Origin of the sequence: Streptomyces sp. NPDC093510, from assembly GCF_040683555.1 — a bacterium.
Classification (GTDB): Bacteria; Actinomycetota; Actinomycetes; order Streptomycetales; family Streptomycetaceae; genus Streptomyces.
In genome coordinates, this window is sequence record NZ_JBFBEE010000034.1 from 1 (window position 1) to 24,945 (window position 24,945).

At 67.1% G+C, this 24,945-nt stretch carries 27 protein-coding genes; 23 read left to right on the forward strand and 4 right to left on the reverse strand.

Annotated elements, in window-relative coordinates; all coding sequences use genetic code 11:
- Positions 1-395 precede the first annotated feature (395 nt).
- The 7 genes from AB0N81_RS36900 to AB0N81_RS36930 all read left to right on the forward strand — a co-directional run bounded on the left by AB0N81_RS36900 (position 396) and on the right by AB0N81_RS36930 (position 7,871).
- Entirely contained in the window at positions 396-803 is a 408-nt protein-coding gene (locus AB0N81_RS36900) for a hypothetical protein (protein WP_365366366.1), read from the forward strand.
- 89 nt (positions 804-892) lie between these two features.
- A complete protein-coding gene (locus tag AB0N81_RS36905) occupies positions 893-1,285 on the forward strand; it encodes a hypothetical protein (RefSeq protein ID WP_365366368.1) in 393 nt (130 codons plus the stop codon).
- A 5-nt stretch (positions 1,286-1,290) separates the two neighbouring features.
- Complete coding sequence (locus tag AB0N81_RS36910) at positions 1,291-1,521, forward strand: hypothetical protein (protein WP_365366370.1); 231 nt, start codon at positions 1,291-1,293, stop codon at positions 1,519-1,521.
- Between the two features lie 9 nt (positions 1,522-1,530).
- Entirely contained in the window at positions 1,531-2,172 is a 642-nt protein-coding gene (locus tag AB0N81_RS36915; RefSeq protein WP_365366372.1) for an NB-ARC domain-containing protein, read from the forward strand.
- A gap of 26 nt (positions 2,173-2,198) precedes the next feature.
- Positions 2,199-3,323, forward strand: a complete 1,125-nt coding sequence (locus AB0N81_RS36920) for a tetratricopeptide repeat protein (protein WP_365366374.1) — start codon at positions 2,199-2,201, stop codon at positions 3,321-3,323.
- 1,148 nt (positions 3,324-4,471) lie between these two features.
- Positions 4,472-4,768, forward strand: coding sequence for a trypco2 family protein (locus AB0N81_RS36925; RefSeq protein ID WP_101387064.1), 297 nt, complete (start codon positions 4,472-4,474; stop codon positions 4,766-4,768).
- Between the two features lie 46 nt (positions 4,769-4,814).
- Entirely contained in the window at positions 4,815-7,871 is a 3,057-nt protein-coding gene (locus tag AB0N81_RS36930; RefSeq protein WP_365366377.1) for a tetratricopeptide repeat protein, read from the forward strand.
- 315 nt (positions 7,872-8,186) lie between these two features.
- Here AB0N81_RS36930 and AB0N81_RS36935 read toward each other — a convergent pair whose 3' ends face one another.
- Together AB0N81_RS36935 and AB0N81_RS36940 are read right to left on the reverse strand one after the other, a co-directional pair.
- The gene (locus AB0N81_RS36935; protein WP_365366379.1) at positions 8,187-8,468 is read right to left on the reverse strand and encodes a hypothetical protein; all 282 of its coding nucleotides are present in this window, start codon (positions 8,466-8,468) and stop codon (positions 8,187-8,189) included.
- 71 nt (positions 8,469-8,539) lie between these two features.
- Complete coding sequence (locus AB0N81_RS36940; RefSeq protein ID WP_365366381.1) at positions 8,540-9,100, reverse strand: FRG domain-containing protein; 561 nt, start codon at positions 9,098-9,100, stop codon at positions 8,540-8,542.
- Between the two features lie 404 nt (positions 9,101-9,504).
- Between AB0N81_RS36940 and AB0N81_RS36945 the strand changes: the two genes are divergently transcribed.
- The 7 genes from AB0N81_RS36945 (at position 9,505) to AB0N81_RS36975 (ending at position 16,402) form a co-directional block, all read left to right on the forward strand.
- Positions 9,505-9,705 (forward strand): hypothetical protein, encoded by a 201-nt coding sequence (locus AB0N81_RS36945; protein WP_365366383.1) that lies wholly within the window; start codon positions 9,505-9,507, stop codon positions 9,703-9,705.
- A gap of 158 nt (positions 9,706-9,863) precedes the next feature.
- Positions 9,864-11,324 carry an integrase gene (locus tag AB0N81_RS36950; RefSeq protein ID WP_365366385.1) on the forward strand — a complete coding sequence of 487 codons (1,461 nt, stop codon included), beginning with the start codon at positions 9,864-9,866 and terminating at the stop codon, positions 11,322-11,324.
- A 158-nt stretch (positions 11,325-11,482) separates the two neighbouring features.
- Complete coding sequence (locus AB0N81_RS36955; RefSeq protein WP_365366387.1) at positions 11,483-13,069, forward strand: hypothetical protein; 1,587 nt, start codon at positions 11,483-11,485, stop codon at positions 13,067-13,069.
- Positions 13,066-15,183, forward strand: coding sequence for an integrase (locus AB0N81_RS36960; protein ID WP_365366389.1), 2,118 nt, complete (start codon positions 13,066-13,068; stop codon positions 15,181-15,183). The genes AB0N81_RS36955 and AB0N81_RS36960 overlap by 4 nt, the downstream gene beginning before the upstream one ends.
- Complete coding sequence (locus AB0N81_RS36965; protein ID WP_365366391.1) at positions 15,180-15,599, forward strand: hypothetical protein; 420 nt, start codon at positions 15,180-15,182, stop codon at positions 15,597-15,599. The genes AB0N81_RS36960 and AB0N81_RS36965 overlap by 4 nt, the downstream gene beginning before the upstream one ends.
- A 165-nt stretch (positions 15,600-15,764) precedes the next feature.
- Positions 15,765-16,169 (forward strand): hypothetical protein, encoded by a 405-nt coding sequence (locus AB0N81_RS36970; RefSeq protein ID WP_365366393.1) that lies wholly within the window; start codon positions 15,765-15,767, stop codon positions 16,167-16,169.
- Entirely contained in the window at positions 16,166-16,402 is a 237-nt protein-coding gene (locus AB0N81_RS36975) for a hypothetical protein (protein WP_365366395.1), read from the forward strand. Before AB0N81_RS36970 ends, AB0N81_RS36975 begins: the two co-directional genes overlap by 4 nt.
- On the opposite strand, the gene AB0N81_RS36980 is transcribed toward AB0N81_RS36975, so the two are convergent.
- On the reverse strand, positions 16,368-16,916 hold the full coding sequence (locus AB0N81_RS36980) for a transposase (RefSeq protein WP_365366497.1): 549 nt from the start codon (positions 16,914-16,916) through the stop codon (positions 16,368-16,370). The two genes, AB0N81_RS36975 and AB0N81_RS36980, sit on opposite strands and share 35 nt — an antisense overlap.
- The gene (locus AB0N81_RS36985; protein WP_365366397.1) at positions 16,913-17,452 is read right to left on the reverse strand and encodes a winged helix-turn-helix domain-containing protein; all 540 of its coding nucleotides are present in this window, start codon (positions 17,450-17,452) and stop codon (positions 16,913-16,915) included. The genes AB0N81_RS36980 and AB0N81_RS36985 overlap by 4 nt, the downstream gene beginning before the upstream one ends.
- A 38-nt stretch (positions 17,453-17,490) precedes the next feature.
- On the opposite strand from AB0N81_RS36985, the gene AB0N81_RS36990 reads away from it, so the two are divergent.
- The 9 genes from AB0N81_RS36990 to AB0N81_RS37030 all read left to right on the forward strand — a co-directional run bounded on the left by AB0N81_RS36990 (position 17,491) and on the right by AB0N81_RS37030 (position 24,859).
- The gene (locus AB0N81_RS36990) at positions 17,491-17,829 is read left to right on the forward strand and encodes a sigma-70 family RNA polymerase sigma factor (protein WP_365366499.1); all 339 of its coding nucleotides are present in this window, start codon (positions 17,491-17,493) and stop codon (positions 17,827-17,829) included.
- Positions 17,829-18,386: a hypothetical protein gene (locus AB0N81_RS36995; protein WP_365366399.1), complete on the forward strand. Its 558-nt coding sequence runs from the start codon at positions 17,829-17,831 to the stop codon at positions 18,384-18,386. Before AB0N81_RS36990 ends, AB0N81_RS36995 begins: the two co-directional genes overlap by 1 nt.
- A gap of 58 nt (positions 18,387-18,444) precedes the next feature.
- Complete coding sequence (locus tag AB0N81_RS37000) at positions 18,445-18,675, forward strand: hypothetical protein (RefSeq protein WP_365366401.1); 231 nt, start codon at positions 18,445-18,447, stop codon at positions 18,673-18,675.
- Complete coding sequence (locus AB0N81_RS37005) at positions 18,675-19,004, forward strand: DUF6233 domain-containing protein (RefSeq protein ID WP_365366403.1); 330 nt, start codon at positions 18,675-18,677, stop codon at positions 19,002-19,004. The genes AB0N81_RS37000 and AB0N81_RS37005 overlap by 1 nt, the downstream gene beginning before the upstream one ends.
- A gap of 126 nt (positions 19,005-19,130) precedes the next feature.
- Positions 19,131-20,975: an AAA family ATPase gene (locus AB0N81_RS37010; RefSeq protein WP_365366405.1), complete on the forward strand. Its 1,845-nt coding sequence runs from the start codon at positions 19,131-19,133 to the stop codon at positions 20,973-20,975.
- 112 nt (positions 20,976-21,087) lie between these two features.
- On the forward strand, positions 21,088-21,582 hold the full coding sequence (locus AB0N81_RS37015) for a hypothetical protein (RefSeq protein WP_365366406.1): 495 nt from the start codon (positions 21,088-21,090) through the stop codon (positions 21,580-21,582).
- A 324-nt stretch (positions 21,583-21,906) separates the two neighbouring features.
- A complete protein-coding gene (locus AB0N81_RS37020; RefSeq protein ID WP_365366408.1) occupies positions 21,907-22,965 on the forward strand; it encodes a site-specific integrase in 1,059 nt (352 codons plus the stop codon).
- A complete protein-coding gene (locus AB0N81_RS37025) occupies positions 22,962-23,300 on the forward strand; it encodes a helix-turn-helix transcriptional regulator (RefSeq protein ID WP_365366410.1) in 339 nt (112 codons plus the stop codon). The genes AB0N81_RS37020 and AB0N81_RS37025 overlap by 4 nt, the downstream gene beginning before the upstream one ends.
- A gap of 125 nt (positions 23,301-23,425) precedes the next feature.
- Positions 23,426-24,859 carry a hypothetical protein gene (locus tag AB0N81_RS37030; RefSeq protein WP_365366412.1) on the forward strand — a complete coding sequence of 478 codons (1,434 nt, stop codon included), beginning with the start codon at positions 23,426-23,428 and terminating at the stop codon, positions 24,857-24,859.
- Positions 24,860-24,945: the final 86 nt, after the last annotated feature.

Below are 24,945 nucleotides of genomic sequence, written 5' to 3' on the forward strand. Positions count from 1 at the left end.
CCTCAGGCGAGCGGCCCGCGACTACCGTCGGCCCCTAACCCTCCTCGGCCTCACCGGATGAAACCGGACAAAATCACTTCACGCAAAGACCCTGGTTCAACGGGTCGCGCTCGACCTCGGTAGCTCCGCCTCAATCTCATGGAGCAGCGCCACCCATTCGCTCGCCTCATCGAGGTACTGAGCGATAGTCGTGTGAACATCTTCTGGTTCCGTCGGCAGGGCCGCCCGGAGGACAGACTTCACCTCTGCTCTGACCTGTTCATCCAGATTGGACCAGGAGAGCCGGGCACTACAGCGAAGGCGCACCCGGAAAGGGCATCGGCGGCTACGACCTGCTCGAGCCAGCAGACCAGGCTTTCGCGTTCGACTACGACTCCTCCGGCAGGCAGGACCACTTGGCGCTGTACCGCCCCGGCACCGGCACGATGTGGATCCTGAAGAACCAGGGCGGGCACTTCAGCCCCGTGTACAGCGAGGGTTCTCCCGGCAACGGCATCGGCGGCTACGACCTGCGTGACGCGGCAGACCGCGCCTTCGCGTTCGACTACAACGGCTCCGGCAGGCAGGACCACCTGGCGCTGTACCGCCCCGGCACCGGCACAATGTGGATCCTGCGGAACCAGAGCGGGAAGTTCGTCCCGGTGTATGCGCAGGGATCTCCCGGCAACGGGATCGGCGGCTACGACCTGCGTGACGCGGCAGACAGTGCCATCACCTTCGACTATGACGGTTCGGCCAAGCAGGACCACCTGCTTCTCTACCGGCCTGGGACCGGAACTCTCTGGGTCCTGGCCCACCCGTAGCACCACGGACCCAAGAGGGGCCCGTTCGCTGGCGGTTGGTTGTGTCCTGGGCGGGTCTCAGTCGCGGGGTGGGGAGGATGCTTGCTGGTATGAGGCGACAGCGGGTATGGGCCTGGGCCGGGTTGGTGGTCGGCGGGCTCCTGGCTGCCGGGTTGATCGTGCTGGTGGTGGCGGCGGACCTGGACACCGCGGGTCAGGTAGCGGGCATCGCGGGCACGATCGTGGGCCTGGCCGCACTGGCCGTGTCGGTGTACGCGCTGCAGCACCCCGGCCCACAGAGTCCGGCAGCGCCGGGGGCGAGCGCGGATTCGGTGGTGCGCCAGGCCGGTGACGGGGATGTGGCGAACACGATCAGTGGCGGCAATTTCCACGGTCCGGCTCTACAGGGCAGGGACTTCTCCAACACCAGTTTCACCACTCAACCCCAGCCTCCATCTTCTCCACCGGCGGAGCCCGGCTCCGGCACGCGGCCGGGAGGCTGACGGAGATGACCGGTCAGGGGGCGCTGGACAGGAGCGGTACGGGCGGACCCGGGTCAAACACGATCAGCGGCGGTGTGTTCTTCCACGCGGTGATCCAGGGCCGGGACATCACCGTGCACTTGCCCCCGCAGATCACCCCGGCCCTGTCCGGGCTGCCCCCGGCGTCTCCCACCTTCACCGGCCCCGAGCAGCCGATGGACTACCTGCTGCAGACTCTGGCCCCCAGCGACCCGTAGCAACGCGCCGTGCTGGTCGCGGCGGTGGCGGGCCTGGCCGGGGTCGGCAAGACCGAACTCGTCGTACAAAGCGCCGTCCGGGCGCTGAAGAAGCCGGGCTGGTTCCCCGGCGGAGTGCTGTTCGTCGACATGTTCGGCTACGACCCCGAACGCCACCTGTCTCCCGAGCGCGCCCTGGACGGCCTGCTGCGCGCTCTGGGCATGCCCCGCGAGCACATCCCCGCCGGCCTGCAGGACCGCTCCCGGTTGTACCGCAGCGTGCTCGCCGCCTTCGCCGAACAGGGCCAGCGCATCCTGGTTGTCATCGACAACGCCTCCACCGCCGAGCAGGCCCGCCCGCTGCTGCCTACCGACGGCACCACCGCAACCCTGCTCACCTCCCGCCACACCCTCGACATCGACGCCCGCCTCCACGACATGAACACCCTGGACCCGCACGCCTCGGTGGAACTCCTCCACCAGGTCCTCCTGCAGGCCCGCGGCACCACTGACACCCGCGTCCAGGACGCACCCGAGGACGCCACCACGATCGCCCGGCTGTGCGCGGGCCTGCCCCTGGCCCTGCGAATCGCCGCCGCCTGCTCGCCGACACCCCCACCCGCCCCCTGGCCTCCCTCGCCCAGAAACTGGACGCGGCGCACACCCGGCTGAGCCACCTCCGCCGCGAAGACCGCGCCGTGCAGTCCGCCTTCGATCTGTCCTACCAGCGCCTCAGCCCCGACCACAGCCGCCTCTTCCGCCTGCTGCCACTCAACGCCGGCCCCGACGTATCCACCGAATCCGCTGCCCGCCTGGCCGACACCGACCCAGACGGAACCGAGGATCTCCTGCAGGACCTGGCCCGCGCCCACCTGATCGAACCCGGACGGACCTGGGGCCGCTGGCGACTCCACGACCTGATCCGCCTCTACGCCGACCAGCAGGGACGCACTCACGCCGACACCGACCAACGCGACACCGCGTACACCCGCCTGCTCGACCACTACCAGAGCACCACCGAGGCGGCCGCCACCCACCTGCAAACACTGCCCGGAACCACCTCACCCCAGTTCCCCGACCGCCGGCATGCCCTGGCTTGGCTGGATGACGAGCGCCCCAACCTCATCGCCACCGCCACCGCGCCCCCACCGCACGGCCACACCCGTACCAGCACCGGCCTCGTCTTCGCCCTCGGTCGATTCCTCAGCTACCGCCGCTTCTTCGACGACTGGATCTCCGTCACCACCACCGCCCTGGCCACCTGCCGTGGCCTTGGCGACCTCCTCCGCGAGGGCATGGTGTTGAACAATCTTGGCAGCGCCCTGATGGGGGTGCGGCGGTTCGAGGAGGCAATCGACGCCCACACCCGGGCTGCCGCCATCTTCCGCGACCTCGGCGACCGCCACGGCGAAGGCGGAGCGTTGAACAACGTCGGCCACGCTCTGCGGGAGATGCGGCGGCTCGAGGAGGCAATCGACGCCTACACCCGCGCCACCGCCATCCACCGCGACCTCGGCGACCGCCACGACGAAGGCTTGGCGTTGGGCAGCCTCGGCCTTGCTCTGCGCGAGGTGCGGCGGTTCGAAGAATCCATCGACACCCACACCCGCGCCACCGCCATCCACCGCGACCTCGGCGACCGCCACGACGAGGGCATGGCGCTGAACAACCTCGGCCTTGCTCTGCGGGAGATGCGACAGTTCGAAGAATCAATCGACGCCTACACCCGCGCCACCGCCATCTTCCGCGACCTCGGCGACCGCCACGCCGAAGGCAGAGCACTGTGGGCCTGGGCAGTTGCGCATAACGAGAGCAGGCTGTAGCAGGACCTCTCCGCGCAAGGCCCGGCACTGCCCTCGGATCGAGAGCGGAACCCTTGTGGGCTCGGCGTGAGCCCGGGAGAGGGTGGGTCAGCCGCGGGAGCAACCCAGAGAGTTGGTCGAGGCCACCAGTCTGTTGTGCCCGACATGGATGATCGTCAGCCAGCACAGGAAATGGCCACCCTCCTGAGACGGAACCACGGCCATCGGCGTGAGAAGGAACAGAGAGTGGCAGGCCACAGCATCGGCATGTGACGAGCGTTCTGAGATCCCACACATGTGTAGGTTCTCGAAAATGGCGCCATATTCTCAGAGTTGACTGCACGTCAGGGCCATATATGGCGTTGTGCTGAGAATTGCAGCTCAGCACACTCACTCATTCGGGTGGCAGGGACAGTTTCTGCCTGCCCTCCTCGCGGAGGGTGGGCATCGTGGGTGTATAGGGCCTCACCCGGCGGGGGGTACACCATGGATGGTCCTACCGCAGTGGTCAGTGCTCGCTCGCGCGACAGCAAGTGTGTCGAGGGTCTGTCGTGGATGACTGTGCCTATCGACCTGTTGGGATCGGCGACTCCGTGGCGCACATTCCGTTGGTATCGCGGGCAGAAGCCCCACTCCGGGGCCTACTGGTCGGCGACGATGCGTGACCACGTGATCTATGAGTCGCGGCTGGAGTTGGCGGGGCTTCTGTTTGCTGACTTCGATCCGTCCGTACACCGTTTCGGGCGATGGCTGTCGAGACCCGCCGCTCAAGCGGCAGTCATCTTCGTGATATAGCGAGGCACCTGATTCGTCCCGGCGGCGAAAGCGGTTCGGAGCGTCCAGGCGCCCCCATGAGAATCCAGCCTTCGCAGCCGTCACATACGCAGAATGCACCAGGTCTGTGGACGCGTACCGACGGTAGCGTGGTTGGGTTCCGCTCTTTCGGGATGAACCGGCTGGCTGCCTCATGACGCCGTCCATTCAGACGGAGGACGATGTGCAGGAACATCAGCTCGGGCCTGGAACCGGAGCTCGCCGGGCCCGAGTCGTTGATGCGTTTACGCCGGGAGGAGTAGCCAGGTGCGCCCTCTCGCAGTAGGTACAACAGGGCTTGGGCAAACAGGAGGGGGATCGTAGTGGGCAACACAAGCGGTTCAGATCAGGAGTGGATGGACCTCGCGGACGCGATCGCACTGCTGCGGGACCAGATCGCCGAAGCACAGGAGCGCATCGCCGCCCCTGCGGGCGGTGGCCACCGGGGGGTGCTGTTCACGCTGGGAGAGATCTCGCTGGAACTCGGCCTGGAGTTGACCGGTACCAAGGGTGTTAACGGCGGGCTGCGGTGGAGCGTGATCAGCCTGGGTGGCAGGAAGGAGAGCGGCAGGAAGGCCACCCACACGGTGACCGTGACGCTGCAGCCTCACCTGCCCGGCGGCGGCGACATCGACGTCAGCGACGAGGAATAGCCGGGCCGGGCCTGCGCAGGTTGGGGAGCAGGGAACGGGGGATGCCGTGGAGTTCGACCGCCGGGTGCAGATCCGGGTACGCAAACCGGGCACGGGCAAGCGGAGCTTCGGGTCGGGCTACCTGATCGCGCCGCGGCTGGTGCTGACGGCCGCCCACGTCCTGGACGGGATGAACGATGCGGGCGGCAACCCGCTGACCGTGTCCCAGCCTGACGCTGGCGGACAGGAGTTTCCCGCCATCGTGTACTGGCACCCCGCAGACGAGACGGTGGATGCAGCGCTGATCGAGATCTCCGGCGGGCACGGCTGGCAGACACCGGAGTCCCTGAGCGATCTACTCACCCGTCCGCCGCAGCGCTTCGGACTCATCATCGGTGCCCGCCCGCACCCGATTACCCTGACCGGCTTCCCTCGCATGCAGAAAGACCCCGACGACGGCCGGCGCCTGGACGAACAGCTCACCGGCCACATCGTCCCGGGCAGCGGCTCCTTGGCCGGCCGCTACGAGATTTCCAGCAGCGACCCCACCTTACCTGCCGCTCCTCCCCCTGGCTCGGAGGGCAGCCGCTGGTCGGGAATCTCGGGAGCCGCCCTCCTAGGCGACGACGTCCCTGGCGGGGACATGCTGTGCGGCGTCGTGGGCCGCGACCGCCAAGCCGACAGCGGCACCCGCCTGACCGCCACCACCGCAGCCCGCCTCCTCGCCGACGACACTTTCCGTGCCGCCGTCGCCCAGCACACCGGCTGGGAACCCGTCCTGGAACCGGTGGAAGCCGCTGGGCTCCTCACACCGGCGGCAGCCGGACGCGACCTGAACTCACCGGCTGCGCTGCTGCGCGCTGATGCCGAAGCCGTCGCATTCCACGGCCGCGACAGCGAACTCACCGACCTGCGCACCTGGTGCCAAGAGGGTCCGCCCACGCTCGCGGTGCGGGTGCTTACCGGGCCCGGTGGGCAGGGCAAGACCCGCCTGGCCCGCCACCTCACCAACCTCCTCAGCCACCACGGCTGGGTAGCCGGACACCTGCGCCCCGACCTCACCGACTACGACACCCCACCTGACTTCACCCCCCTGACCACCGCCCTGCCCTTGCTCGTCGTCGTCGACTACGCCGAGACTCGCCCCCGCCTGCTACGCCGCCTCATCAGCCACCTGCATTACTCCCGCCACCGGGTGCGGCTGCTGCTGCTCGCCCGCTCCGATGGGGAATGGCGCACCGACCCGCTCAACGCCGCCTCCGCCGTGCGCAGCCTGCTCGCCGCCGCCCCAGTCACCGCACTCGCGCCGCTCATCCCTCGCAGCCGGCCCACCCAGGACCGCCGTATCGCATTCGCCAGCGCCGCCCACGGCCTCGCCTGCCTGCTGCCCCGGATCTCCACCGTGCCCGCGCACGACTGGACTGCCCTGGCCGCCGCCCTCCATCCCCCCGACGACCTGAGCGATTCCCGCTACGACAACGCCCTCACCCTGCAACTGACCGCCCTGGTCACCCTGCTGCAGCACGGCCCCAAACCCACCGACATACCCCCCGGCACCCCGGCCGAAGAGATCCTCTTACAGCATGAAGGACGCTTCTGGGAGGACAGCGCCAGAGCCCCCGCCTTCAAACTGAACTTGCCCACCACCACCCTGGCCGCAGCCGTCGCCGCCGCGGCCCTGACCGGAGCTGCCAGCAAAGACGAGGCCGCCCACGTCATCAGCACCATCCCCGACCTACCCGCCGACAAGGCCGTACGCACCGCGGCCTGGCTGGCCAGGCTGTACCCGGCCGAACCCGACCGTTACTGGGGCTCCCTCCAACCCGACCGCATCGCCGAATACCACGCCTCCCGCACTCTCACCCACGGCAGCATCTTGCTGCCCGCCCTTCTCGCCACAGCGGCACCCGGACAACAGGCCCAGCTCATCACCATCCTGGCCCGCGCCGCCATCGCCCACTACAACGCCGGCCGCACTAACGACAGCGAACAAGTCCTCAGCACCATGGACACGGCCCTCGACACCGCCCCCCTCGCCTACCAAGCCATCCAGACCACAGCAGCCGCACTCCCCTACCCCTCCCGTGTCATCTGCCCCCTCGCCATTCGCCTCACCACCACCCTCGCCCACACCAACCAGGAACTCGCGGCCGCCAACCCAGCCGCGCGCCAACCCGAACTCGCCCGCTCACTGTCCAACCTCGGCAACCGACTGTCGGAAGCGGGATGCAGAGACGAAGCCCTCACCGCCACCGAAGAGGCAGTGAAGATCTATCGTCGGCTCGCGGACAGCAGCCCAGCCGCGTACGAACCCGAACTCGCCTCCTCACTGTCCAACCTCAGCGTCGATCTGTCGCAGGCGGGTCGCAGGAGCGAAGCCCTCACGGTCGTCGAAGAGGCGGTGGAGATCCGGCGTCGGCTCACGGCCGACAACCCAGCCGCGCACGAACCCGAACTCGCCCGCTCCCTGTCCAACCTCGGCAACCGACTGTCGGAGGCAGGACGCAGAGACGAAGCCCTCACCGCCACCGAAGAGGCAGTGAAGATCTACCGCCAACTCGCAGCCGCCAACCCAGCCGCGTACGAACCCGAACTCGCCCGCTCCCTGTCCAACCTTGGCGCAGATCTGACGGAGGCCGGGCACAGGACCGAAGCCCGCGCCGCCACCGAAGAAGCAGTGAAGATCTACCGCCAACTCGCAGCCACCAACCCAGCCGCGCACAAACCCGACCTCGCCGCCTCACTGTCCAACCTCGGCAACCGACTGTCGAGGGCGGGGCACAGGGGCGAAGCCCTTACGGTTGCCAAAGAGGCGACGGAAATCTACCGCCAGCTCGCGGCCGACAACCCAGCCGCGTACGGACCCGACCTCGCCCGCTTGCTGCAATTCCTTGCGCCGCTTCTGGCCGTGGAGGGTGATCCTTCCGGGGCTCTCGGCGCAACGGAGGAAGCTGTGGAGCTATACCACAGTCACATAGCCACGATGCCGTCTGCGCTCCCACCGCTCCATCCTGTGCTGAACCTGCAGACGAAGCTGCTTGAGGCACTCAGGCGGGAAGAGGAGATAGAAGAAGTCCGCCGCTGGTTCAGGGAGAATCCGCTACCACCTGATTCTCACAGTTGACCACCTGTGAGAACTCTGCGTGAGGCTGGGGAAGGGCCTGTTTCCACAGGACCCAGCAGCCAACGTAGGCCCCACTACCGAGCTGGGAAAAGGCCACGTTCCTGAGACTGAACCGCTGTGTCACCCATCTAAGACAGCGGAAGAAGTGCTGGTCAGCGACCTCGGCCTGTGACACGAGCGGTGAGACCCTACAACAGTTGTAGGGTCTCAAAATTCGCGGCCCAATCTCAGCCTCGATGGCACATCGGTGGCACTTGTGCCGTCTTCGTGAGACTCGCTGGTCGGAACTGTCCCGTCCGCCGCGCCCGGTAGCGTTCAGCGTGACGGGACCGAATACGTCCGGGCTAATCTGCCGATCTCCCGTAGCGCCAATCTGCGCACTTCACCAATCGGCGGGTACATGCTGTCCATGGTGATCGGCTTGTCCAGAGCCTTCAGGCGGTCACGCAGCCCGCGTTTCCATTGCTTCTTGATTCGCACAGTCCAAGCCTTGGCCGGCCACTTGGCACCAGAGGATGCATTCTTCGGGAAGAAGATGCTGAGATTGGAAGTGGCGTCCAATTGTTGCGCGGTGAGTCGCTTCCCCTTGAACGTCATGGTCCGGTCGGGATAGCTGGCGGTCAGGCCGCCGACGAGGAAGCGGCCCCGCTGGGCGCGCTTGCGGGGGTCTACGTTATTGGGTGGATCACCGCAACACGGTTCGTCCAGGTTGACTTCGCGTAGTGGGGGCCGAGCGCGATGCCCTCCCACTCCAGTGCGTCCTGGGCGGTGAGGTCGATGATGTCGGGCCGGCCGTTCTTCACGGCGGGAAGTTCGATGATGAAAAGGCGGCCGTCGGTGTCCTCTGCACGGTCGACGGCAGAGAAGAGGGCTTCGAAGGGTCCGGCGGACACGTCAATGAGCCGGGTGGGGATTCCGTGGTGCTGGAGGACAGCGAGCAGTTCGCCGTCTGTCATCAGCCGCCCGAGTCCCTCGCCGTGCTTCAGCACCCTCAGAAGGTGCTGTTCGGCGCTCTGCAATTTACCCTCGGTAACGGCGCTGTCGTTTGCCCAGATCTCCCGGTAGAGCCTAGAGACGAGTGCATAGCCATCATCAGGCTGGCCAGGCTGTGGCGATCTCGGGGCTGATGCCCAGGAGCTCCGTGAGGATCGCCGCCGGCAGCTGGGCCGCGAGTCGACTGACCAAAGTGCGGTCGGGATGTAGCGGTGCGGCCGGATGGGGCACTGCATGGCGGTGGTGCGGCACGGTCCGCCGGGGCTTCGTTCCCTCACTCGATGTGGCCGAAGCGTTCCGTCACCACGGCCACCACGACGGCACGCCCCACGATTCCCTCAAGACGCACCCGGCGCCCGCCATTGCTCCCAGGTCAGAACCGCCATAGGAAATGGCCACGCTCCTGAGACAGAAGCATGGTGTGAGGCAGATCAGAGATCGGCAGGTCACAGCGGTGGTGTGCCGTCTGTCAAGCCCCGAGGGCAGACGGTGGGTCAAGGCCGTAGCACCGTCCGTCAAGGTTCGGTGTCACAGACATCTTGGTGTGACTGAGCGAAGTGGGGCGCTCAGTCACATTTGGTCGCCACCCGCAGGAACCCGCGACTCGCACTCGAAATCGAACACATGCTCTACTGGGGGCATGGTGCAGACAGAACACACCCCCGACATCGTGCAGACCCAGCGCGACTGGACCCGCACCTACAACGCTCTCGCTCAAGCTCCTGCCACCAGCAACACCGCCCTGCGCCGACGGCTCATCGGCCTCTCGCGCCGCCTTATCCAAGAGGTGCCGCGCGCCCAGCTAGCCGACCTGCGCCGCCGCACCGAGGAGCGGTCATGACCCGGCGCTCGTGGGACATCACCGACTTCCCTGTTTGATCGGCGTGTTGAAGCGGATCGAACAGGGGATGGTCAGTGGCGAGTTGGCAGGTTTACTGGGTGCCGAGACATCCGGTCGCGGTACCGGATCGAGTGCCGGTACTGACGGGATACGGGGACTTGTCTGAGCGGGAGGAGCGGGTCGGGATCCACGTTGGAGATCCCATCCTGCTGTCGCCGGACTACCGGATTGATGAATGGCTGAGCCTGTACCTGTGCCGTTCGTCATTCGTACGGCTGGCGCCGGAGACCAAGCGGAACTACACGGACGACTACTGCCTTCTCTTCGATTTCCTGTGGGCACGCGGGAAGATCTGGAACGAAGCGACCGCAGATGATCTGTGGGACTTCGAGGACTGGCGGACACGGTCACCGCGCAATCCCCGGAAGATCGGAGGATCGCGGTGGGACCGCGGACTCGCGGCCTTCACACGGCTGTACGCGTGGGCGGCCCGCAAGGAGTTGATGGCGGTCAATCCGATCGTGATGCGCACAGTGGTCGACCGCCATGGGCAGCGGATCGAGGTGCCGGAGGCCCGCTCGAAAAACTCCCGGTCCAGCAACGTGCACTGGCTGACCCCGCGGGCTTTCCGGCTCTGGACGGAGGCGGGCTTGCGGGGCTACACCGCCGAGGGTCTGCCCGCGCCGGGCTGGGCGGGGCGGATGGAGGACCGCAACGTGGCCTTCGCCGAGCTGCTGTTCACCTCCGGGATGCGGCTGACCGAGGGCGGCTCGCTGCTGACGATCGAGATGCCGCGCTCGGCCTTGCAGGCCCGCCGCTACTACTCGGGCCGGTTGGCGAGGGAGGTCACGAAGTCGAAGAAGGCCAGGACGTACTACGCCGCGGCGCCGGTAGTGGGCCTGGTCGAGGGCTATGAGGAGTCGACGCGGGCGGCGGCGGTGCGGCGCGCGCAGGCCAAGGGCCGGTACGACAGCCTGCCCGAGCGGAAGCTCGTGACCCGGATAACCGGGCTGCGCAAGCGGGTGCTGCACTGGGTCGACCAGGACGGCGTCATCGGCGAGACCGCGCTGAACGACGCCACGGTCGTGGAACGGATGACGCTGTTCACCGAGGGTCCGGCAGGGCCGGAGCCGTTGTGGCTGTGGTTGAACGAGTCGGGGCTGCCGTTTCAGCCGGCGTCCTGGGAGAACGTCTTCCGGACCGCGTCGCAGCGGTGTCAAGAGGTCCTGGCCGGGGTGGTGGCGGAGCCGCCGTTCTGCACGCCCCATATGTGCAGACATTCCATGGCTCTCTACATGCTTGTCGTGCTTCACCACGTCGTCGACCTGCGGATGGGGCTGACGCCGGAGGAACGCCGGGATTTCCGTCTCCTCTACGGAGATCCATGGAGGATGGTGCAGGACCTATTGGGCCACTCGGAGCTTGAGACCACCCGGGCGATTTACCTCGCGCCCGTGTCTGACCTGCAACTTCGGTCCCTGCTGGCTGATCCGAACCCGCTGGACGAAGAGGAGAGCGTCGCGGTCACGCAGCACCGGGTGAGCTCGCTGCTGTCCCGCCTCGCCCAGGAGAGCGAAGGCATCCAGGATCTGGACGAGAAGCTGGTGGTGCGAGCGTGAGTCGGCGCGGACGCAAGGCGTCCTTGCCGACCGGACCCCACCACCGGCCCGTCGTCCTGGCCGAGGACGGCCTGCGGGTCTGCCACCGCGACAAACGGGGCGTCGTCCGGAACTACGACTTCGGGACCCTGCCGGTGGCCCCGGCATTGCAGCGGTCTTTGGCCGCCACCTTCGCCGCGCGATGCGCCCCCGGCGGCGGCTGGGATTCCGCCGACACTGGATTCAACATCTGGGTCCTGGTGAGGGCCTTCGTGAAGTTCCTGTCCGAGCAGGAGAACCCGCCGGGTGACATCGACGAGATCACCGCGGCCTTGTGGTCGTCCTGGCGACTCAGCAGGCCGACTACAAACACCGGATACCGGCAGGTCAAGATGCTGGCGAACTTCCTGCTGCGCAACGAACGGCTCTCACAGCCTGTCCGCGACGCGATGGCCAAACGAATGCAGAAGTGGAAGGCCCAGGAGAAGGCTTACCAGCCGCAGGAGTTCACCGAAATCCGTGTCACGGCCAGGCGGATGTTCCGGGCCGCGCTGCTGCGGATCCGGGAGAACACCGCGCATCTGGAGTCCTGGCGGGCCGGGGCCTTCGAGCCCGGCAGTCGGGACTGGCTGGTCGGTGAGGCACTGGACAGCCTCGCCCGGACCGGGCACGTTCCCCGCTACGCGCAGGCCAGCGGCAGAATGGTGGTGGTCAACCGCTACCGGGTGGCGCTGGGCGGCGCAAAGCCGGAATTCACGTGGCAGCGGCTCTACTTGAGCCGGATGGAAGTCACCTCGCTGGCGGTGCTGCTGGTGACCGAGCAGGGGCTGAACGCCACCACTGTGGCCGAACTGCCGGTGCCCCGGGCGACCCCGGACTCCGGGGAGGGCGGCGGGTTTCCGGTCTATCGGTTGGAGTTGGAGAAACGGCGCCGCGGCGGCGGCCGGCACTTCGAGACACGCAATCTCACCGACTTCGGAGCCGACTCCCCGGGCCGCCTGATCACCGAGGCGCTGGAGGCCACCGCTCACGCCCGCGCGTTCGTCACCGCCGCCGGATCCGGCCCGGACCGCCTGCTGGTCTGGCACGAGAGATACACCAGCAACGGACGCGTCGACCCGGAAACGCCCAGGCTGGGGCCGTTCGCCTTCGGTCTGGCGAGGTCCGCCGGCACCCACTGGGCCATCGAGGTGGGACTTTCGGGGTCGCCGCTGCGGCGCACGCGCAAGACCGTCAACGTTCTGCACCGGCGCGAGCCGGGGCAGAACACTCAGGACACCCACGACCGCGTCTATGTCATGAACGAGCCGCAGGCCCAGGACGTGGCCGTCCCGGTGATCGCGGACGGCGTGACTGCGGCACTGGAGGCTGCCCGCCGGACGGTGTTCCGGGCCCAGCTCACCGACACCCCCGAGGCCGGCGAACAGCAGACTGTGACGACGGGCTGCACGGACTACGAGAACAGCCACTTCACCGCGCCGGGGTCGAGCTGCGGGGCGTCTTTCCTGCTCTGCACCGCCTGCCCGAACGCACGGGTCCACCCCGGCCATCACGCCCGGCTCGCCTACCTGCACCGCGCGCTGGAGAGCCTTCGCACGGCTTTGGACCCCGGGCTCTGGGAAGCGGACTGGTCCGATGCCCACGCCCGGCTGGAAGATCTCAAGGGCCGTCTGGGCACGGCCCTTTGGAAGGCGAGGCTCGCCGAGGCCACTGCCGAGGACCGCGAGATCGTCGACCATCTCTTGAACGGACATTACGACCTGTGACGACTTCGTACACCGAACTGCCCCTGGTCGTTCCCAGCCCGGACAGACCCTCGATCGAGCCCTTGCTGGTTGTGGCGGGCTACCAGGGCACCGTCAACCGCTACGACGCCCCCACCTGGCCGATGGCGCCGCTGATCGGCAACCCCAGCGCACCCCGCGAGACGATCCACTGGATGAAGTTCCCGGACGCCACCCGGGAGGAGTTCCGGCTCATCGCCTGGCACCTGGTCAACCGCGCGCTGCCCGACACGTTCCTGGTCGGCAAGGTCTCCTCCTGGCGGACCCGGCAGAGCGGGCCCTCGACCTATGGGACTGTCCTGGCCTGGCGGAACTTCGCCCACTGGCTCGACAAGCGCGGCATCACCAGCTTGGACGCCTGCACCGAGGAGATCTTCCACGACTACGGACTGCACCTGAGCCGCCAGCCGGGCATCAGCCGCTCGACCGTGGGCCAGCGCCTGACCGCGCTGACCCGGCTCTGGGCATTCGACGAAGGCAGCGTGCTCCCGCGAGGAATCGCCGAACCTCCCTGGAACCGTGAAGGCCGCGACGACTACCTTCCTGCGGCGACGTCGTCCGGCGGAGAGAACAGCACGGAGCCGCTTTCTCCCGCCACCATGGGGCCCCTGCTCATCTGGGCTCTGCGGGTGGTCGAGGACTTCGCCGACGACATCCTCGCGGCCTGGGCCGAGAAGCGGCGGCTGACCGCGCGAGTCGCTGAGGTGAAGCCGACACCCGCTTCACGGGCCTTGCTCAGGACCTACTTCAACGATCTGGTCGACCGGGGCCAGCCCATCCCCACCCATGACCATCCGGGCGGTCGGCGCTTCGCCCTCACCTACATCGCCGGCACCATTGGCGCCTCTCACGGCCAGACCAACAGTGTCGTCAGTAGCCGAAGCGGAGGGATGGGGCTGGAGCAGTACATGCTGAGCAACCCCGGCGGATGCCCGCTGGACACACCCGTCACCGGCCTGATCGAGGGGAAGCCGTGGAAGCAGTCGCTGGACTTCACCGAGGCCGCGGCCATGATGCGGCACCTGGGCACAGCCGCTTTCATCGTCCTGTCGTATCTGACAGGAATGCGGCCCGGGGAGGTTCTCGGGCTGACGACAGGGTGCTGCCCGGACCCCGAATCCGGTCGGCACCTCATTCACGGACACGTCTACAAGACGGCCATCGACGAGAACGGGAACCACCGCTCCGAAGGCGAGCTTCGCGATGTCCCCTGGGTTGCCATCGCCCCGGTGGTCAGCACCATCCGTGTCCTGGAACGCATCGTCCCCGAAGGTGCGTTGCTCTTCGACGGCGCCGCCCACGACTTCAACACCAAGCGCACTTTCGTGGGTTCGGTGACCGTCGGCTCCTGGCGCGATCGGGTCGAGAACTTCGCCGTCTGGGCCTCTGATCTCGCCAAATCCCTCGATCGACCGCACGAGGCCGTGCCCGCAGACCGAAACGGAGCGATCGGAACGGATCGATTCAGAAGGACGCTCGCCTGGCACATCGCCCGCCGTCCCGGCGGGCTGGTCGCCCTCGCGATTCAGTACGGCCACCTGCGCACTTCCATCAGTTCCGGATACGCCTCCCGCAGCCGGGACGGCATCCACCAGCTCCTCGACGTCGAGACCGCCCGCGCCACCGCGGACACCCTCAGTACCCTCCACGAAGACCTCGCCGACGGCGTCGGCATCTCCGGCCCCGCCGCACGGCGCGCGATCCACGCCGCCAACCAGGCCCCCGCCTTCGCCGGCACCATCTTCACCCTCCGGGCCGCCCGCGCCGTTCTGGAGGACACCTCCCTGGCCGTCCACGACAACCCACGCGCCTACCTGATGTGTGTCTACAACCGGGAGAAGGCCCTCTGTCACCGGCTCGCCGACCGTCGTGACGCACCCACCCTGGACCGTTGCCAGCCCACCTGCGCGAACGTCAGCCGGACCGACCACCACGCCGACCAGCTCATCGCCCAGGCCGAGGTCCTGGAGAAGCAGCCCGTTGATCTCGTCCCCGTCCCGCTGGCTCACCGATTGCAGGTCCACGCCCAACGGCTCCGAGACCTCGCCGAGAAGCACCACCGCGACCACATTACCCAGCCGGAGGCATCCGCATGACCCCCGCCATCGACGAACGCGACCGCATCCGCGCGGCTATGGACCGCATCCTCAGCGGATCGCCCGTCCATTCCAACGGAGGCCTCACCATCGTCGCCCTGGCGACCGAAGCCAGTGTTCCCCGCAACGCCCTGACCCAACGACACCAGAACCTGAAGAACGAGTTCTACGAACACGTCCGCACCCGCGGAGAGATTCCCGACAGCGAAAAACGGCTCCGCGCCCGAGTGGTGAAACTCAGGGAACAGCATGCCGGGGACGTCAAACAGATCAAGGAACTCAAGACGGCCAACGAGATCCTTGTCCGGGCGCTTCACCAAGCACAGATGGAGAATCGACAGATCCGACTCCAGCTGGTCGAGCGGGCGGACAACCTCCGTGCCCTGCCGACCCAGCCGCGGCCACCGGCGCGCTGAGCGCGCTCGGAGACAATCCGTGCGGCACTGTCAGCACCTGCTCGTCACGTGACAGCTGCCGGAGCGCAGTTCCTGGGTGTGTGGTCCAAAAAATCTTGAAGGCTGCCCCCCACCGATCTGCTCGCACTCGACTTATGACTGGTAAAACGTCGGCCACGAGAGCGAGTGATCCAGATGGGATTGTTGGACATCGCCACAAGCTTCTTCCGCCGCGGCGGAGGCTTCTGGGGATACATGACCGAGCGGACCAAGAGCCGCACGGCCATCGAGCTCGAACGCGAGCGCAACGCGGCCACCACGAACGTCATCCCCATGTTGAAGCCCGGCATCGACTTCATGGAGACCGAAGAGGGCGGCCGCACCCGGGCTATCCGCTATGCCCCGGTCCCGCAAGGCGTCGACTCCCCCAGCGATTCGACGACGACCGGCACTTCGCTGTCACAACACAGTGACCGCACGAGCTCACCGGTGTCTCCGCTAGCTCTCGGCTCAGGCGCCAGCACCGGCCCCGTTACCCTGCCGAGCAACCAGGGCCGGGACGACCACGCGGTGGGTGAACAGACCCAGTGAACGAGAAGGAACAGTACGACAACGAAGTAATTGATCTGTTCCGCGAACATGGCGGCGTGATGGAGGGCTTCCTCATTCGCCGCGGGATCCCGCGGCAGATCGCTGAGGAAATCGTCAATGACGTCTTCGCCGGGCTCCGCCTTCATTGGCACCGGCTCAGAGACGGCAACCGCATGAGCTATGCCTACCGGATTGCGACTACTGACCTTGTTGGCGGGATGTCGTCAAGGTGAGGTCGGTTTCGGCGAGGCATCCGTCGATGAGGTTGCTGCGGTACTGGATCTGGCGGAGACCGTGTCGAAGCGTGCTCATGAGGTGGTCGGGGTCGGTGAACGCGGTGTTGGCCTGGCTGCTGCGTCGAAGTAGTGACCAGATGCCTTCGACGGGGTTGAGGTCGGGTGCGTAGGCCGGCAGGAAGTAGCAGGTGATCCAGTCTTGGGTGTCGATGAACTCCCGCAGCCGACGGTCTTTGTGCACGTTCAAGTTGTCCCAGATGAGCACAATCGGTCTGCCGAGCTGCTGGTGGGCGGCGGTCAGTAGGTCGCGATAGTCGGTCCAGGTGAAGCTGCGTCTGCCGCCCCGTTTGTGGTCGCCGTGCCGCTTGGTCCGGTAGATCAGGCGTGAGCGTTCGCCCTGCTTGTAGCAGGCCAGAGCGGCAATGGAGATGCGGCGCTGGGAGCGTCCCCGCACCCGAAGGGTAGGTGTGTGGCCACGTCTGGCCCAGGTGCGGGCGGTGGGCGGCGTCATCGAGAAGCCTGCTTCGTCTTCGAAGCAGAGCCAGGACCCGAGCGCCGCCACGGCGTTCCCACCTGGGGCCAGGTCTCCTTCACCCAGCCGGTGACGGCTTGTTCATCGCGCTCGATCGCGCGGCGGGCGGGGACCTGGTGGCTGAAGCCGTGCCGGTGCAGCATCTGCGCGATGGCCGACAGCGTCATGCTCTTGTGGAACCGGCGCCCGATCAGCGTCTTGATCCGCGCCAGCGTCCAGGTCTGATCCGGCCAGCCGTGCGCGACCGGCCCCTTGGCCAGCTCCTGGTCAAGCACCTCGAACAGTGCCTCACTCAGCCTGGGCCTGGACGCCGGCCCCTTCGACTCCAGAGCCGGTGTTCCGCCGTGCTCCCATGCCTGATGCCACCGCTGTACCGATCGCACGCTGACACGTAACTGCCCAGCAACGGCGGCATTGTCGTGTCCGAGGGCGAATAACTCGGCCGCCTGCATCCGGATGTGCTCGCGAAACACCCGTCGCTCCGCGGTCAGCCCACCCCCTTGCGGATACCTCATATGACCGGCCTACTGCGAAAACCAAGACCTGTCAGCCCCTGCGACATCACGCCAATAAGGTCAGTAACGAGTGCACAAAGTGGTGGCGACAGGAGGGAGCGAACGAGCAACGCCGCCACCACGGCGACTACGACGTCCCAGATGACCGTGACGAATACCAGGAGATCGTCAACCGGATCTATCTCGGTCAAGCCCTCCAGGCGCTGTCACCTCGGGAACGTGAAGCGGTCCATCTGCGCTTCATCAGGCAAAAGAGCGTCAAGGAGGCCGCCAACGACATGGGGGTGTCGGAGGGGGCGGTCAAGGGCTACACGCGTGACGGCCTGCGGAAGCTTCGGGATACGGCCGACGGACAGATCAGCGGGGAGGAGGAGTAGTGAACAAGGACAATGACAAGGAAGCGATCCGCTCCGAGGAGGAGCGCGTTGCGTCGTTCATGCAGGCTCTGCAAAGGATGCACGAAAGCCCGGCCGAGGCCGCGCGCATCGACTCGGTGATCGAGGACGCGGAAATCGTCGCGCAGCAGGCACCTGACCGCAATCAGCCCCAGCATGTCGTCGTGAACGTCAACGGCGGCGAACACAACACTGTCGAGATCTCAGGCGCCCAGCACGACGCTACTTCCGGTTCCCACCCCGCCCCTGAACCTGTGTCTCCGCAGATGCCAGATCCCGTGAGCGAGCGCTCCCGGCCCGTTCCAACGGTGCAGATCGCCAGGACCCGTGCACTGGCCACCACGGCTTCCTTGGTGCTGCTGACGACGATCGCCCTCTTCGCGATGCAAGCAGGGTCGACTCTGCTCATGATTGTCGTGAACATCGTCGCGGCAGTAACAGCAGGGCTGCACGTTTTGTTGACGTCTGACACCAAGCGACCTGTCAGAAGGCTCATGATGCCTCTGCGGGAGACACCGCAAGAGCTGGAGCGCCACTGATCTCTGCGTCTCTTGAGGGCCGTCAGCACACCAGCTGTCGGCCCTCGCACGTTGCATCATGCTTCAACATGCTGAACTTGACAGAGAAACCGACCGGCAGCAAGCAGTCCTGTCCTGCATCCGCGCCCACATCCTCGATCAGGGTGAGGCTCCGAGCGTCCGGGAGATCGGTCGCGCCGTCGGGCTGTCCAGCCCCTCCTCCGTGCTGTACCAGCTGCGCCGCCTTGAACAGGCCGGGGCCGTCGTACGAGCCAGCGGCACCGGCTGGCGGGACTACCGGCTCAGCTGATGACAGAGATCCGGCGCATCGACGTGCTCCGCTTCCTGGAACGCGTGCAGGAACGCGACCTGGCACGCACCCGCACGTGGATCGCGGACGAGGAACGGCGAGAGATCGAGCGGATCCGCGGCGAGCAGGCCCGGCCGCCGAACCCGGACTGGCTCATCGAACTGGGCCTGAGCGGGCGCGCCCCGGTGTATGTGCACCGGGGCGATTGCCATATGGCGGGCAAGCGGTCACGAGGCGCGGACCGGGACCAGGCGCGCCGCGCGCTGGCCGAGGGAGTCGTTGCCTGCCCGCACTGCCAGCCCGACACCGAGCTGGGCGTACTGGAGTAGCACACGCTGCTCATCCGGACGGTTTGGCGCCGGCGCCGAAGGTGTTGCGTCACCCCTCATGGAAACCCGAGGCGCACCTGGGGCCGCGCTGACAGGATCGGCGCATGCTGATCACACCGCGCCCAGGTGCAACACGACAACTCGCTCGCCGACGCGGTACGAGACGCCGCTGCAGGACGTAGCCAGATGCTGGTCGTGACTGGTCACTCCTCCACCGGTAAGTCGCGGGCGTGCTGGGAGGCCATCCAGCCGCTCACGGAACAAGGGTGGCGACTGTGGCACCCTTTCAATCCCACGCCAGCCGAGGCGGTCCTGGGTGGAATTGACCGCGTGGAGCCGCGCACGGTGGTGTGGCTCGACGAACTTCAGCACTACCTGCTTTCACCCGAGCTCGGGGAGCGGGTCGCATACGCCCTGCAGCACCTGCTCGTCCAGCTCGACCGCGGGCCAGTCTTGGTATTGGGCACGATCTGGCCCACGCACCTGGACAACTTGACCGCCCCGCCACCGTCTGACGCGCCCGATCTGCACGAGATGGCCCGACGGCTGCTGTCCGGCCGAACCATGTTGGTACCCGGCCGATTCGACCCGTTCGCGTTGAGCCCGGCCGCCATTCAAGGCGCCCTCGATGATCCGCAGTTGGCCGAAGCCGTCGCGCACGCCGGTGCAGAGGGCCAGCTCACCCAGTACCTTGCGGTTGGCCCGCGACTGCTGGAGTACTACAGAACGGCGACGCCAGCCGCCAGAGCGGTACTGGAGGCCGCGATGGATGCCTGCCGCCTCGGCGTCGCCAGCCCGTTGCCTCAGTCCTTCCTCATCGAAGCGGCGGTCGACTACCTCAGCCACACGGCACACGGCATGCTCACCGAAGACTGGGCGGAGCAGACGATCGCCGAACTGACCCGCTCCCTCGTCCCAGAAGCGGCGCCCCTGCGACGTATTCGGCAGCGCCCACAAATGCGTGCTCCCAGCCGCCCAGCTCGACCTATTGCACCGGTCCAGCCGGTCGGCCCCACCTACCGACTTACGGACTATCTCGTGTTGACCGGCAGCAGGGCTCGTCAGTTCGTGTGCCCTCCCAATTCCTTTTGGCTCGCCAGCTACAACCACCTCACAATTGCGGAAGATCTCGAATGCCTCGCTGACGCGGCCGACGACCGGTATCGCTTGCAATGGACCCGTCATCTGCGCCGGCGGGCTGTCGAAGTAAGCGATGATCAAGGACTGGTCCGCCTTACCCGGCTCAGGGAAGAGACCGGTAACAGGGAGGAGGCAGAGCACCTCGCCTACTCAGCCGCTGACGCCGGCTACACATCCGCGCTCCGGGAGCTGGTCCGCATGCGACAGGAAGCAGGCGAGCTCGACAGCGCCCAGGTCCTCGCACGGGAGGCAGCACGCCACGGCGATGGACTCGCCCTGGCCGAACTCGCCTGGACGTTGGAGGATCTTGGCGACTTCGCAAACGCTGTGCAGCTTGCGCAGGATGCGGCTGCGGCTGGTGACACCTTCGCTTTGCGGGAACTGGCCCGCATGCGGGAGACCACGAGCGGCTTCGCCAGTGCCGAATCGCTCTACCGTCAGGCCGCCGAGCTCGGCGACACCCGTTCCCTGCTCCGCCTCGTCGAGACGCGGCTTGCGGCAGGTGATCGTGACGAAGCCGAACGCCTCGCCCTCTCGGCGGACATCGATGACGTCCTTCCACTGCTCAGCTCAGCTCGGGGAGGGGAAGAGTCCGGAGACTGGGAAGGAGCGGAGTCGCTCTATCTCCGGGCCGCGGATGCCGGAAACGCCTCCGCTTTGGCCGCACTAGCCCGGTTGCGCGAAGCCGTAGGAGACCGAGGTGGCGCCGAGGTCCTATACCGCCAGACCGCTGACGCTGGTCTTGCTTGGCTGGTCAACCCCTCAGCGCGGTGGCCGCACGGGCTGGACCCCGACGGCGCCCCCACACCACCCTGGAGCGATCAGGCATGAAGACACGCCGTCCCGTCGAGTGCCCGGGGCCAGTGATCGGGCAGACCGTGTTGTGGCCGGCACCGACGTTCCGGTAGACAGGCACCAAGGCGTGCACCGGCGAGGGGGACCTATGCCCGACTGGTTCAACCACGAGGCGTTGCGGCGGGAACGGCAGATGGCGTGGCGCGCGCAGGTAGCCGTGGCGACCCGTACGCCATTCCTTGGCAGCGCCACCAGAGTCGATCCGGACTCCCATGTGGCCGAGGCGGTGTACGACAGCGGGGCGGTGAGCGCGGCGTTGCGGGAGTTGGCCAACAGCATCAACCCCAATCAGCCGCTAGCCCTAATGCTGAGTGAGGCCGTGGCCGCGGTCACGAGGCTTGATGAATTGCGACCGTCCTGGATCGACTACTGCAACCAACGTTCTGGCCTCAACCCTGCTGCCACGGACGCCGACAGCGAGATGTCCCGGCAGTACGTGAGCGGCGACGCAGTACGTGCCTGGCCGCAGTTCGCGGCTGCCCAAAACGCTCTCGGGCCGGCCACGGAGGCACTGCGCGAGCTCCAGTCGGAGCTGGCCGAATTCTGCGGCAGCGACGTCACGGCTGGGCGGGGGGCCGCCTGATGAGGTATGTCGAGGCGCCCGAGGAATTCACGGGCCGCGGCCTCTGTATGTTCCTTACTGGAGTACGCGTGGGTTCCTGATGGGGATCCTGCGCTTACCACAACTGTCTGAGCTGGTCGGGGCTTTGCGCCCCGCGTCACCCGCTCGTGGGGGATTCTGTCGCTAACTCCTGGAATCCAGGAGTTAGTCGCGTAACTTGCTCGTTCGTGGCCGATTCCCGGACTCCCACGCTCCGCCCAGTCCCCGTGCCCGCCGTCCGCGAGCTGGGTCTCGCGGACGTGGTGACGCTGCAGCGCCGGCGCCAGGCCGAGGCGCGCCTGGAGGATGAGGGGGGGATTCTTCCTCGACACGCTCGCCGAGTACCGGTGGGCGCGGGACGCGGCAGGGCTGGCCCCGAGCACCCTCGACCAGCTGATCAAGCCGGTCATCGAGCTGTGCGACTACTACTCGTTGGCGCCGTGGCGGATCACTCCGCGCCACTTGGACAACTACTTCGCCGGCCCTGGGGAGCGAGCCCGGGGCACCACACGGCAGAAGATCACGCGCATCGACGCGTACTTCGCCTTCCTGGAGCAGCGGTACGCGGGCGAGATCGCTCGCGCCTTCGGGGCGATGGTGGAGTCGCCGGTCGATCCGTTCAATCGCCCTAGGCACCGTGGCGACTTCGGGCTGCGCATCCCGCCCTCGGCACAGGCCATGACGGACTTCTTCCGGCGGTGGCGGACGTCGTTGCCCGAGGCCCGGAAGTACGCGGTCGCCGCCCGCGACTACGTGATGAGCAAGATTGCTTACCTGTCTGGGGCGCGGGCGTCCGAACTGAGCCTGGTCTGGCTCAACGAGGTCTTCTGGCACCACGGCCAGTGGGGCCGATTCCTCATCCACGGAAAGGGCGCCCGCGGCTCGGGCTCCCGGGACCGGGGGGCGTACCTCTTCGCCGAGGGCCGCGAGTTGCTGTGGTGGTACGTCGAGGAGATCCGGGGCCTGTTCCCCGATGACCCGGAACATCCGCAGGCCCCGTTGTGGCCATCGGAGCGGCTCCCCGTGGCCTCGGTGAAGCTGGGCGTGGATGCTCCGTGCAACCCGGTCACGCCATCCACGTTCCGGGCGGTGCTGAAGACTGCGAGCGGGCTCTACCTCCAAGGCCCGGTCACGCACCTGTTCCCCCACCTCGTACGGCACGCGAGCGCCACGCACAACTACGAGCGCGGCATGACGTTGTGGGAGGTTCAGCGATTGCTCGGACACGAGTGGAGCAGCACCACGGTCCGGTACATCGGCACTGCGCATTCCGATCCCGAACTCGCGGGCCCGGAGCGGATCTACACCGCGGCCGCCACCCGGGCCGCCCAGCGTTTGATCACCAGCACGGGGAGTCTTCGATGAAATGGAACCTGCGGTGGGTTGCGGCTCAACGGGACATCTGGCGGCCGGTCCAGCTCCAGCGGGCCTTCGCCGAGGTCGGCTTCACGCCCTCGCTGAGTGAGGTCGCCGCGCTGTGGGGAGGCACCCCGGTCAGTGTCCGGCTCGATGATCTCGACAAGATCTGCGCCGCGCTGAACTGCACCGTGGACGAACTCCTCCAGCCGGAGCCGATCGCCGCCGCCGTGCCCGAGCAGCAAGCCCTTCGCGCGGTCGGTGACGATGCGCCGGATGCAGAAGCGCCGCGGCCCAAGCCCCGGTCCACACGCTCCTCCGGTCGGCTGCTTCCACCCAACTGATGGCCGTGGGCGAGCCGAAGAGCTGCCGTGGATGCGGTACATGGTGGCGCAACACCGTCTGTCCGGCATGCATCCGATGGGAGGCCAAGTACCCCCTCGGTCTGTGCACGAAGTGCCGCCGCGTCGTGCCTGTTCAACAGGGCCTTTGCCGGGGCTGCCGGGTCCACATTCATCACCACGGACCCGACGCACCGATCCAGCTGTGGTTCGGCGGCGTCCTCGCCCTGGGCGTCGGCGGCGCATCCCGCGCACTCGGTTACACCCCGCAGGGACGGCCGGGCCGAAGGCGGGCCCAGCAGGCCGCCCGCCCGAAACCCCAGCCGGTCTCCGAGCACCTCGCCTTCCCCGGTCAGCTCCCGCTGTTCGACGTCGAGCGTGACTGGAGCCGCATCTCGATCGACGGGCACGAACTGCCCTCGCTGACACCGCAGGCCGCCAGCGTCCTGGAACAGCTGACGCAGTACGCCAGAAGGCACTCGTGGAACGAGTCGACCAAGAAGCAAGTCGGCCGAACGTTAAGGGCGTTGGTGTCCTGGCTCGGAGCCGCAGCCCCGATCGACGAGCGTGACGTCGGCGCTCTCACCCGAGACACGTCATGTTCCTGCGGCCCACGCACCGCCGCCTTCCTCGACTCGTGCGGCCTGCTCGTTCCGCTTCCTGCCCCTGCCGTTGGTCAGCACGAGACCGCCGTCCGACGCCTGGTCACCGAGGCTCCGGACGACTTCCGCGGCGACGTCGATCGCTGGGTGGCCGTCCTCAGAGGTGAAGGACGACTGGAGCACCGGGCCTTGGACTGGTCCACGATCCGCAAGTACGTCGGCTACCTCACCCCCGTACTGACCCGGTGGACAGGCGAGTACACGAGCCTGCGCGAGGTGACGAAGGCCGCCATCACAACTGCCTTGAAGGACGTGACCGGCACCACGGCACAGGACCGGCACGTCGCCCTGCGCAGCCTGTTCGGCGCACTGCTCCAAGAACGGCTCATCTTCCGTGACCCGACGCGCGGCATCAGCATTCCCGGGCACCAGCGCCCGCCGGCCTCACTCCCCACCGGTCTGCTGTCCCGGATCTTTGAGCATGCCGAGAACCACCTCACCCGCGTGATCATCGTGCTGATCGCCGTCCACGCGATGACGCCGACCACCGTCCGGCAGCTTCAACTGGCTCAGGTCGACATGGCCAACGCTCGTATCGACGTGCGCAGTGCCACCCGCCGATACCTCTTCATGGACGAGCTGACCCACCGCGTGCTCAGCGACTGGCTGAGAGAGCGGCACGAACGGTGGCCACGGACCCAGAACCCCCACCTTCTGCTCAGCCAGCGGACCGCGGCTGACTACCGCAAACCTCCGATCACCGAAGCCCACCTACACCGCCTTCTACAGCAGTTGGGTGGCATACACGCCACCCAACTCCGCGTCGACCGCATCCTGGACGAAGCCCACGAGAGCGGCGACCCCGTGCAGATCATGAGGCTGTTCGGGCTGTCCTCCACGACCGCGATGAACTACGTGACCACGGCACACCCTGCAGAAGGGGCGAACATCAGAAGGTAGGTGAGAAGCAAGGACCTCTCCCCTCCTGCGAGTTGTGTCCACGTGCCAGCGCAATCGCCGTGTGAACCCAGACCCCTTGCTTTCTC